We start from the raw sequence: 11,045 nt of genomic DNA on the forward strand, positions 1-11,045 counted from the left end.
GCTGCAACATCCGCCGAGATGAACAATATATCATTTAATATCAATATGATAATTTGAATTCGCTCCGCCTTTCGATTGCGATTCGTTGTTGGACGTGAATTCTACATATAACGAACTTAAATGATTATATTGTCTTGACGTGAGGCGATGCCCCTGCGATCGTGGGTTTGGCCGCCATTGTGGCGCCTCAATCCAAGGGCGGAGCCTGATGACCCGTATCAGCGCGCGAATGTGTCGCATCGACCGATGTAGCGCAGCGTGCGCCGGCCATATGAAGCCGGTGCCCGCCCGATAGGATCGCCGGCGGTCGATGCTGCCGGCGGAGGTCCGCGCAAGCGGAGCGAGAGGCAGCAACCATGCTTGAATCCCATATCGTCGAAATCGACGGCACGTTCCTGGGTGCCGTGATCCTGGAAAGCGACCGCAAGACGCGGCGTTTCTACGCCGCGCATGACAGCGTGCGCCCCCTGCATAATCACATCCTGGCCGAACCGGATGACCTGACGCGCCAAGCGGCGTGGCGGTTCCGGCGTGCACGCGTCTGGTCGGCCGATGGCGATGGCCGCCAGGTTCGATAGACCGATTCGATAGGCCGAAAATTCAAAGGTTTGAACATGAGCAGATTTCGTCCCCTGCATGACCGTGTGGTCCTGCGGCGTATTTCTCCTGCCGAAAAGACGGCGGGCGGCATCATCATTCCCGACACGGCGCAGGAAAAGCCGGTCGAGGCCGTCGTGGTGGCGGTCGGGCCCGGCGCGCGGGACGAGCACGGCCAGGTCGTGCCGCTGGCGGTGCGCGAGGGCGATCATGTCCTGTTCGGAAAATGGTCGGGCACGGAAGTGAAGATCGGTGGCGAGGATCTGCTGATCGCCAAGGAATCCGACCTGTTCGGCATCGTCGGCGACGCGCGGTAAGATTCAGGGAACAAGGAGAGGCATCATGGCCAGCAAGGACGTCAAATTCGCGGGGGATGCCCGGGCACGGCTGCTGGCGGGGATCGATATCCTCGCCGACGCGGTGAAGGTGACGCTGGGCCCCAAGGGCCGCAACGTGGTGATCGACAAGAGCTTCGGCGCGCCACGGATCACCAAGGACGGGGTGTCGGTCGCGAAGGAGATCGAGTTGTCCGACAGGTTCGAGAATCTGGGTGCGCAGTTGCTGCGCGAGGTCGCCAGCAAGACCAACGACCTGGCCGGCGACGGCACGACGACCGCGACGGTGCTGGCGCAGGCGATTGTGCGCGAGGGGCTGAAATCGGTGGCGGCGGGCTTCAACCCGCAGGACATCAAGCGGGGTATCGACCATGCCACGGCTTCGGTGATCGAGGATCTGCGGTCCCACACCCGCCCGATCGCGACCAAGGCGGAAACCGCCCAGGTCGCGACCATTTCGGCAAATGGCGATACCGAGATCGGCCGGATCATATCGGACGCCGTGCAGAAGGTCGGCAAGGACGGCGTGATCACGGTCGAGGAGGCGAAGGGGTTCGAGACCGAACTGGACGTGGTCGAGGGGCTGCAGTTCGATCGCGGCTATATCTCGCCCTATTTCGTGACCAACAGCGAGAAGCTGATCGCGGACCTGGAGCATCCCTATATCCTGATCCACGAGAAGAAGCTGTCGTCGCTGCAGCCGTTGCTGCCGCTGCTGGAAAGCGTGGTCAAATCCGGGCGTCCGCTGCTGATCCTCGCCGAGGATGTGGAAGGCGAGGCCCTGGCGACGCTGGTGGTCAACAAGCTGCGCGGCGGGCTGAAGATCGCGGCCGTCAAGGCGCCCGGCTTCGGTGACCGGCGCAAGGCCATTCTCGAGGATATCGCGATCCTGACCGGTGGCGAGGTCATCAGCGAGGATCTGGGCATCAAGCTGGAGAACGTGACGCTGGCCCAGTTGGGCCAGGCGCGGCGGGTGGTGATCGACAAGGACAATACCACGTTGGTCGACGGCGAGGGCGACGGCGATGCCATCAAGGGGCGTGTGGCACAGATTCGCGCGCAGATCGAGGAAACCACCTCGGACTACGATCGCGAGAAACTGCAGGAGCGTCTGGCCAAGCTGGCGGGTGGCGTCGCCATCATCCGGGGCGGCGGCTCGACCGAGATCGAGGTGAAGGAGCGCAAGGACCGTGTCGATGACGCGCTGAACGCGACGCGGGCCGCGGTGGAGGAAGGGATCGTGCCCGGCGGCGGCACGGCGCTGGCACGGGCCACATCGGTGATCGCCAAGTTGCATTTCCATAACGAGGACCAGCGCATCGGCGGCGAGATCGTGCGCAAGGCGTTGCAGGCGCCGCTGCGGCAGATCGCGGAGAATGCCGGCGAGGACGGCGCGGTGGTCGCTGGCAAGGTTCTGGAGGCCGCCGATTACAATTACGGGTTTGATGCCCAGATCGGCGAATACAAGGACCTGGTGGCGGCCGGTATCATCGATCCGACCAAGGTGGTGCGCACCGCATTGCAGGACGCATCGTCGGTGGGCAGTCTGCTGATCACCACCGAGGCGCTGGTGACCGAGAAGGCCGAGCCCAGGCCGCCGGCGGCCGGACCGGCCGGCGCAGAACTGGGATACTGAGCGAAGCATATGGCCGCGCCCGGGCCGCGTCCGGGCGCGATCCATGTATCCATGTCATGATAGAGTGAAAAGACGGGATGACCGCGCACGTCACCAGCCTGCACACCTATCTTGCGCGCGGCGGATCCGCCGCCGCCGTATCGCCTCCGTCCGCCACGGCGGCGGGCATATGGGACCTTATGCAAGGCGAGGCGCGGACTTATCGCGATCCCGTGTTGCGGGAATTGACGCGGCCGGCCGTGCTCGACCAGCCGGATTTTGCCACCGCCCTGGCGTTCCTGCTGTCACGCAAGCTCAGCAGCGATCTGGTGCGCAAGGCCACGATCTTCGCGCTGATACGGGATTTCCAGCGTCTCCGGCCGCAGGCGGTCGACATGGCGGTGGCCGATCTGGCGGCGATCTGTGCGCGTGATCCGGCGGCGACCGACCATCTGGTGCCGTTCCTGTTCTTCAAGGGCTTCCATGCGATCCAGTCCTATCGGGTCGCGCACTGGCTGTGGCATGAAAACCGCAAGCCGCTGGCGCATTATATCCAAAGCCGGACATCGGAACTGTTCGCGGTGGACATTCACCCCGCCGCGCGTCTGGGACAACGGATTATGTTCGACCACGGCACCGGCATCGTGGTCGGCGAAACGGCGGTGATCGAGGACGATGTGGCCCTGCTGCAGAACGTCACCCTGGGCGGCACGGGCAAGGAAGGTGGCGACCGCCATCCCAAGGTGCGGCGCGGCGCGCTGATCGGCACCGGCGCGAAGGTGCTGGGCAATATCGAGATCGGCGAGGGTGCGAAAATCGGGGCGGGCTCGATCGTGTTGAAACCCGTCGCGCCCTTCACCACCGTCGTCGGCAACCCGGCACGCGCCGTCGGCACGCGCCACGAGGAACTGCCCTCCTTGACCATGGATCAGGCATTGCCCGATTACGTGATCTGATATTGCCGGAAATATAAGCGTTTCGGACGATTTCAGGCATAGACAATGATGAAAAACTCCAGGCGATGAAAAATGAAGCTTAATTATTAAGCTTCCAAAAGTATTAATTTTAATATGTTCATTGGGTTAATTTGCCAAATTCAATATACGCATTGAAAATTAATGTTCATATCGTTGAGGGCGGGATGCTCTGCTTCGAAATGGACGGATTGAAGAATGTCTTTAAAAAAAGGTCTTTTGTTTTCAGCGAGTCTGGCTTTTTCTCATATGTCGGTGGCCGGCGCAGCGCCGGAGGCGGCGTCGTTGGGGGCGCATAAGCGGAAACATATCGTCAAGGTAAAGCCGGCCCCGACGCCTGCCGCGCGACAAGGGGTGGCTACGGGCGCGCACGCAGCGCCGACCGGCAGGCGGACGGTGCGGTCCGCGGTGCCGGCCGGTAGTGTCGCCGCGCCGGATGCGGCCGAGATCGTCATCGCCACCGGCACGCATGTCCGCAACCGGACGGCGCGTGCCAGCACCTCGCCCATCGACGTCATTTCCGCGGCGGCGCTACGCCGTTCGGGACAGATCAATTTGGCCGACGCGCTGGCGCGGACCAACCCGTCGATCAGCATCAATGCGGTCGGATGGGATGCGGGGGCGCTGACATCGTTCATTCGCCTGCGTGGACTGAACCCCAATGACACGCTCGTCCTCGTCGACGGCAAGCGGCGCCACATGACGGGCAATATCTATGCCGACTCCGGCCCGCAGAAAGGGTCGATGCCGGTCGATCTGAACATGATACCGGTCGATGCGATCGACCATATCGAGGTTCTGCGCGACGGCGCGGCGGCGCAGTACGGTTCGGATGCCATTGCGGGGGTCGTCAACGTCGTGCTGAAAAAGACTCCCCACGGGTTGGATATGACCGCGCAGACCGGCGCCAATGCCTATAACGGTGATGGCTGGCAGTACCAGGTTGGCATGGATGGCGGATTTTCCCTGGGCGGCGACGGTTATCTGCATTTGAGCGGGCAAGCCTATCACACCGACCATTTCGTCCATGGCGGCACCGACGCCCGCACCGGATTGCAGGACGACCAGGCGCAGAGCACGCCGGAAGAAACCCGCGAGACGCTGGGCATCGATTTCGGCAAGACTCTGGCCGAAGGCGTGCAGGGCTATGGTTTTATCACCTATGGCCACCGTCACGCCGAAGCCAACGAACATTATCGCCTGCCGTCGGTCTTGCCGCAGCTCTATCCCTACGGTTTCCTGCCGCTGGAGACGATCGAGGAGAACGACTATGCGGCGACCCTGGGCCTGAAGGGCGACCGTTTCCTGGGGTTCCACTGGGATCTGAGCACGACCTATGGTGCGGACGAGGACGATATCGGCGTCAAGAACACTGCCAATGTCGGTTTCTACGACGCCTATGGCTGGACGCCGACCACGGTCCATGCGGAGAGCTATCGCAACGCGCAATGGACGAATGATCTGGATTTCACCCGGCTGTTCCAGGTGCTGGGCAGAAAGCTGAACCTGGCCTTCGGGGCCGAGCATCGGCTGGAGACCTATGACGTGGGTGCGGGCATTCCGCCGTCCTATCTGCTGGGCGGGACGGCGGCTTATGCCGGCCTGATGCCGGAGAATGCGGGCCGCTGGAGCCGTGACATCTGGGCCGGCTATATCGATACCGACATGCATGTCACGCGCAAGCTGGATGTCGATCTGGCCGGGCGTTTCGAGCATTATACCGATTTCGGCAATACCGAGAATGGCAAGATCTCGGCGCGGTACGATTTCACCCGGCGCATCGCGGTCCGGGCCACCATCAGCAACGGGTTCCGCGCCCCGACGCTGGCCGAGGAACATTACAGTTCGCTGAACGTGTCGCCGACCGGGGCGACGGGCGACCTCGCCGTCAATTCGGCGGCGGCGCGTCTGTTGGGCGCGGTGCCGCTGAAACCGGAACGGTCGACGAATGCGAGCGGCGGCATCGTGCTGGAACCGGTGGACGGTTTCCATGTCGCGGTCGACGTGTACCAGATCAATATCCGCGACCGGATCGTCGCCGGCGGCAATTACGAAGGGGCCATCGCCGAACAGGCCATCGCCCTGACGGGCGCCACGCTGCCGACGGGACTGCAATCCAACGACGTATCGGCGACCTATTTTTCCAACGGTGCCAGTACGCGCACCCAGGGGCTGGACATCACCGCCGATTACCTGTTCCGTCTGCGGCAGTATGGCAATCTGGATCTCAGCCTGGGTCTGAACCTCAACCGGACGCGCCTACATCACCTGGCCAAGGACGCGAACGGTAACCCGCTGCTGAGCGCCCAGGGAATCGGCTACCTGACCAATGCGTCCCCGCGCAGCAAGATCATCCTGGATGCCTATTGGACGATCGGCAATTGGGATATCAATCTGCGCCAGACCCGCTATGGCCAGACGGTCGACGATGTCAGTTATGAGGACCAGGCGCCGGCCGCGCTCCGCTATTCCAACACGCAATTCTATCAGTTCGTGAACACGCCGCGCTGGCTGACCGATCTGGAAGTCGGGTACCGGCTCTCGCGCCGCTGGCACGTCGCTGTCGGCGCGAACAACATCTTCAATGTCCGTCCCCGCCGGATGCCGCTGATTACGTCCTATCTCGGCAATTCCTATTACGACGCCAACTCGTCCGGCGTTCCGATCACGGGGGGCTATTACTACGGCCGGATCAATTTCAGCCTCTGACGCCGGCCGGCGGCGCGTTTCAGTCCCGGCCGTCACCCTCTTCCCCGCGCATGCGGGCATGGCGTGTGGCGGCGATCTCCGCCCCCGCCATCAGCAATGGTCCAAGACGCCAGAACTCCGACAACGGGTCGGGGTCGTCGCCGGTCCAGCCATGATCGCGCCGCACGCGGCCGAGCTGCCCGGAGGCCAGAATGGCCGCCGGGTCGGGCGCTTCAGCTTCGTCTCGGCCGGGCGCCACGTAAATGGCATCGGCAGGACAATAAAGTTCGCACATGAAGCAGGTCTGGCATTGATCAGGCCGGGCGATGGTGGGCACGCCTCCCGCGCCGGGGTCCAGGACATGGGTCGGGCAGGCAGCCACGCAATCGTTGCACGCGATACAGCGCTCGGGAAAAATATAGGTGATCATGCAGCATTGGCCTTGGTGCCCGCGGTTTCGAAACGGGTCCTGATCCTGTCGAGGCCGTCGACGAGCAATCGGCCATCATGCGCGGGCATGGCGGCCGGTACGTCGGTGCGCACATGCATGCCCCGGCTCTCGGTGCGGGCCAGGGCGGCGGCATTGCACCAGCGGGCCGTCGCGGTCATTGCCGCAGCCTCTCGCGCCGCGACCAGGCCGAGACCGTCGCCCCGCCGGTGGTCCTGGATCTCGGCCCAGGCGGCATTTAGTTCGGCCCGGGCTGTCGTCAGCGATTCCGCATTCCGCCACAAAGCCTGGTCGAGGTCGAGGATGTGGTGCCGGGCCAGGCCGATCGCAGCCTGGTCGTCTACCGGGCGGCTGGTGGCGCGCGGACGCAGGCCTGCCTGTCCCAGGGCAGTCAGTGGGCCGTGGCGTCCTCCCTTGCCCAGGATCAGTGCCAGCGAGGCCGCTCCGCTTCCCGCCAGGACGCCGGATGCCAGGGCCCAGGCGGCATTCTGCGCGCCCCCGCCGCTGGTGGCACCCGCAACCAGTTCGCGCGTTGCGGCATCGCCGGCCGCATACAGGCCGGGCACGCTGGTCTGGCACGCGCCGTCGGTGATCCTGAGGCCGCCGGTTCCCCGGATCGTTCCTTCGCCGTACAACGCCACGGGAAAGCGATCGCGGAACATGTCCAGCCCCCGCCGTTCGAACGGCGTCGGGGTCGCGGGTTGGATCTTGCGGATGACGGTCCGGAGGAATTCGGGCGCCTCGTGCAAATCGGCGAAGACCGGCCCCTGGGCGAAGGCGCGGGCGAGCGCGCACAGATAATCCCTTTGCGCCAGCGGCGAGGGAATGTCGAGCAGCCGCCCCTCTGCGTCAAAGAAGCGCGCACCCGTATAAGGCAGCGTACGGGTGGACGCCCAGGCCGGCGAGATTGAATAGGCGACGCAGAACTCCATGCCGGACAGTTCGGCCCCGGCTTCGACCCCCATCAGATATCCGTCGCCCGTGTTGTTGTGGCTGCCGATCAGTCCCGACCGGAACGCGCAGCCGCCGGTGGCGAGAATGACCGCGCCCGCCCGCGCCGTCCAGGATTGACGCTGCAGCCGCGCATAGCCGGCAGCGCCCCCGATCGAGCCGTCCGGGCGGGCCAGCAGTTCCAGGGCCGGGTGATGGTCCAGCACGCGCACCCCCAGCGCCAGGGCGTAGCGGCGCAGGCCACGCATATAGTCCGGGCCGCGCACGCCGGAGTAATAGGTCCCGCCCTGGCCGTCGCCGCTGAAGGGGTAGTACGCCGCGAGATCCGGCAGCGTCCGCCAGGTGACGTCGATCACCCTGGCCATCCAGTCCGCGTCGGCCAGCCCGTACGCCGTCTCCAGGCGGCGGCGGATGGCGGCCTCGCGCCGGGCGGGATCCGGCGGCACCCACCAATGGTTCGGCCCGCCGGTCGCCGTCACCCCGCTGGTACCGACAAAGCCCTTATCCACCAGGGTGACGGATGCGCCCTCGCGGGCGGCCGAAATCGCGGCCCAGGCGGCCGCCATGCCCCCACCGATGACGAGTACGTCGCTCTCGAACGCCCACATGTGCGTCTTGTCCATTGCTGTGCCGATGACGATAGAACGTGAAAATCGTCCGGAAAAATGACGAGTTTTCATATCATTCTTGATGCCGGCTGATACGGCCGGGGTATGTCGCGACGCATAAGGAATGATGGAGCGAGACTTGACCTTTTCTCGAATGACATCGGCGGCGGCCGTCGCGGAGAGTGGCGATCCTTCCATGATGTGTCGGAGAGAAACGTCATGCCCGTGAATTTTATCGGCTATATCGGCTGCAACAACAGTTCGGAACTGCATGCGGGGGTGCGCAGGCGCTCGCTCGACAGGGAATACGTGCAGGCGGCCCTGCGCGTGCAGGAAGATGGCGGCTTCGATCGCGTCCTGATCCCCTTCGGTTCCAATTCGCCCGAAAGCCAGATCGTCGCGGCCTATGGCGCCGCGCTGACGACGCGGCTCGGCTTCCTGGTCGCTCACCGGCCCGGCTTTACCCAGCCCACCCTGGCGGCGCGGCAGCTCGCGACGCTGGACCAGCTCTCCCAGGGGCGGGTGGCGGTGCATATCATCACCGGCGGCGCGGACGAGGAAATGGCGCGGGACGGCGATGTGGGCACGACCAAGGCCGAACGCTACGCGCGCAGCGACGAATATCTGGGCATCCTGCGGCAGGAATGGTCGGCTACGGCACCGTTCGATCATGACGGCCGCTTCTATCATGTCCGTCAGGCGTTCAGTTCCGTCCAGCCGCGGAACCTGCCCGTCTTTTTCGGAGGCACCTCGGCCGAGGCGATCGACGTGGCCGGGCGGCATGCCGATGTCTACGCGACCTGGGGCGAAACGCTGGACGCCACGCGGGAAATCGTGGCGCGCGTCCGCGCATCCGCTGCGCGCCATGGACGCACGATCGGATTTTCCCTGTCCCTGCGGCCGGTGATCGCGGAGACTGAGGACGCGGCATGGAAACGCGCGGCGGAGATCGTCGAACAGGTGCGTGCGAACCGCGAAGCAGCCGGATTGCCGACCAGCGGGCACCGGCCGCCCAATGACGGATCGCGCCGCCTGCTGGAAACGGCGTCCGGCCTGCGGCGGGACAAGCGCCTGTGGACCGGCGTGGCGCAGGTGACGGGTGCCGCCGGCAATTCGACCGGCCTGGTCGGCACGCCCGAACAGGTCGCCGATGCGCTGCTCGATTATTACGCGCTGGGAATCGAGAATTTTCTGATCCGGGGGTTCGAGCCTCTGGCGGACGCGGAGCGCTACGGGCGCGACCTGATTCCGCTGGTGCGTGAGCGTGTCGCTGCGCTCGACACGCGGAGCAGAGTCGCTGCAGGGTAAAAAGTCAGGCAGCGCGCCGCCATGCGGCGGCGCGCCTTCCGTCTTTTACCAGTCCGCGCTGTGTCCGAGCTGGACCAGGATATCCCTGCGCAGTGCCAGCAGGCGTCGGTCGTCGCGGTGGCGGTGAGGGGGCAGGTCGATCGTCAGGTCGCCGACGATGCGGGCGGGGCGAGGGCTGAAGACCACGATGCGCGTCGCCAGCAGCAGGGCTTCCTCGACATCGTGGGTGACCATGATGGCGGTGAAGCCGCGATCGCGCCACAGGCGCAGCAATTCGGCCTGCATCGTCAGGCGCGTCAGGCTGTCCAGCTTGCCCAGCGGTTCGTCGAGGATCAGCAGGCGCGGGTCGTTGACCAGCGCGCGGGCCAGGGCGGCGCGCTGGGCCATGCCGCCGGAAAGCTGATGCGGCCAGGCGCGTTCGAAGCCCTTCAGCCCGACCAGTTCGATCGCGGCCTCGACCGCTTCCGGGTCTTTGCGGCCGGCGATGTCGCGGCCCAGCGCCACGTTGCCGCGCACGGTGCGCCATGGATAGAGCGTCGGGTCCTGGAACATCACGATGCGGTCGGGGCCCGGACCGGTGATGGAGATGCCGTCGGCCAGGATCGTGCCTGATCGCGGCGTCTCCAGCCCCGCGATCAGGCGCAGCAGGGTGGATTTGCCGCAGCCCGAGGGGCCGAGCAGGGCGACGAACTCGCCCGGTGCGATGGTCAGGCTGATCTCGTCGAGAACCGGGGTGAAGGCGCCGCCGATCGTATAGCCATGGTCGATATGCGCGAGTTGCAGCCCGAGGGGACGGATGCTCACCATTTCAGCCCGTCCTTCTGCCAGGACAGGACGCGGTCGCGTAATTTGAACAGCAGCGTGACCAGTCCCGTACACATCAGCGACATCACCAGCAGCGCCGCATACATGTTGGGATAGGCCGCCCAGCCCTGGGCCCATTGCATGTAGAAGCCCAGGCCGGACTTCACGCCCAGCATTTCGGCCACCACCAGGGTGGCGAAGGAGACGCCCAGCCCCATGAACAGGCCGACGAAGATCTGCGGCATCGCGGCGGGCAGGGCGACGCGCAGCACCAGGAAGCGGTTGCGCGCGCCCATGGTGCGGGCGACGTCGTAATAGGCCGGATCGACGGCGGCGACGCCGGACCAGGTGAGAATGGCGGTGGGAAAGCCGGCCGCCAGGGCAAGCAGGGCCTCGCTGGCCAGCCGGCTGGAGGGGATCAGCACGAAGGCCACCGGCAGCAGCGCCACGGGGGGCAACGGGCCGATCAGGCGGATCACCGGCTGCACCCAGTAGCGGACGCGCGGCGAACGGCCCAGCCCGACGCCGGTGGCGATGCCCAGCGCCGATCCCGTGCCATATCCCACCGCCAGCAGGCCCAGCGAGTGCAGCAGGCTGTCGCCCAGCCGCTTCCAGTCCGTCAGGAAGACGTCCAGCAGGTCCTGCGGCGTGCCGAAGAACGGGCGCGGCAGCCAGAGCAGCTTGGCCTGCGCGATTTCCCACGCCGCGAAGCCCAGG

At 65.2% G+C, this 11,045-nt stretch carries 10 protein-coding genes; 6 read left to right on the top strand and 4 right to left on the bottom strand.

Annotated elements, in window-relative coordinates; translation table 11 throughout:
* The first annotated feature begins 356 nt into the window (after positions 1 to 356).
* The 5 genes from HUK84_RS01945 to HUK84_RS01965 all read left to right on the top strand — a co-directional run bounded on the left by HUK84_RS01945 (position 357) and on the right by HUK84_RS01965 (position 6,230).
* Positions 357 to 578 carry a hypothetical protein gene (locus HUK84_RS01945; protein WP_176638715.1) on the top strand — a complete coding sequence of 74 codons (222 nt, stop codon included), beginning with the start codon at positions 357 to 359 and terminating at the stop codon, positions 576 to 578.
* A gap of 36 nt (positions 579 to 614) precedes the next feature.
* Complete coding sequence (locus HUK84_RS01950; RefSeq protein ID WP_218064150.1) at positions 615 to 914, top strand: co-chaperone GroES; 300 nt, start codon at positions 615 to 617, stop codon at positions 912 to 914.
* Positions 915 to 939: 25 nt separating this feature from the next.
* Positions 940 to 2,568, top strand: coding sequence for a chaperonin GroEL (gene groL / locus HUK84_RS01955; RefSeq protein WP_176638717.1), 1,629 nt, complete (start codon positions 940 to 942; stop codon positions 2,566 to 2,568).
* Positions 2,569 to 2,645: 77 nt separating this feature from the next.
* Complete coding sequence (gene cysE, locus HUK84_RS01960; protein ID WP_176638718.1) at positions 2,646 to 3,503, top strand: serine O-acetyltransferase; 858 nt, start codon at positions 2,646 to 2,648, stop codon at positions 3,501 to 3,503.
* Positions 3,504 to 3,770: 267 nt separating this feature from the next.
* On the top strand, positions 3,771 to 6,230 hold the full coding sequence (locus tag HUK84_RS01965) for a TonB-dependent receptor plug domain-containing protein (RefSeq protein WP_374729242.1): 2,460 nt from the start codon (positions 3,771 to 3,773) through the stop codon (positions 6,228 to 6,230).
* A 19-nt stretch (positions 6,231 to 6,249) separates the two neighbouring features.
* Here the strand turns inward: HUK84_RS01965 and HUK84_RS01970 are convergent, their stop codons facing one another.
* Together HUK84_RS01970 and HUK84_RS01975 are read right to left on the bottom strand one after the other, a co-directional pair.
* On the bottom strand, positions 6,250 to 6,639 hold the full coding sequence (locus HUK84_RS01970) for a 4Fe-4S dicluster domain-containing protein (RefSeq protein WP_176638720.1): 390 nt from the start codon (positions 6,637 to 6,639) through the stop codon (positions 6,250 to 6,252).
* Positions 6,636 to 8,231 (bottom strand): FAD-dependent oxidoreductase, encoded by a 1,596-nt coding sequence (locus tag HUK84_RS01975; RefSeq protein ID WP_246285302.1) that lies wholly within the window; start codon positions 8,229 to 8,231, stop codon positions 6,636 to 6,638. Before HUK84_RS01975 ends, HUK84_RS01970 begins: the two co-directional genes overlap by 4 nt.
* Before the next feature lie 204 nt (positions 8,232 to 8,435).
* On the opposite strand from HUK84_RS01975, the gene HUK84_RS01980 reads away from it, so the two are divergent.
* Positions 8,436 to 9,524: an LLM class flavin-dependent oxidoreductase gene (locus HUK84_RS01980; protein WP_176638721.1), complete on the top strand. Its 1,089-nt coding sequence runs from the start codon at positions 8,436 to 8,438 to the stop codon at positions 9,522 to 9,524.
* A 45-nt stretch (positions 9,525 to 9,569) separates the two neighbouring features.
* On the opposite strand, the gene HUK84_RS01985 is transcribed toward HUK84_RS01980, so the two are convergent.
* Both HUK84_RS01985 and HUK84_RS01990 read right to left on the bottom strand, forming a co-directional pair.
* Positions 9,570 to 10,331, bottom strand: a complete 762-nt coding sequence (locus tag HUK84_RS01985; protein ID WP_176638722.1) for an ABC transporter ATP-binding protein — start codon at positions 10,329 to 10,331, stop codon at positions 9,570 to 9,572.
* Positions 10,325 to 11,045, bottom strand: a 721-nt coding sequence (locus tag HUK84_RS01990) for an ABC transporter permease (protein WP_176638723.1), incomplete at its 5' end; no start/stop codon positions are given. The genes HUK84_RS01990 and HUK84_RS01985, both read right to left, overlap by 7 nt.

It is taken from the genome of Nguyenibacter vanlangensis (genome assembly GCF_013376155.1).
Classification (GTDB): domain Bacteria; phylum Pseudomonadota; class Alphaproteobacteria; order Acetobacterales; family Acetobacteraceae; genus Gluconacetobacter; species Gluconacetobacter vanlangensis.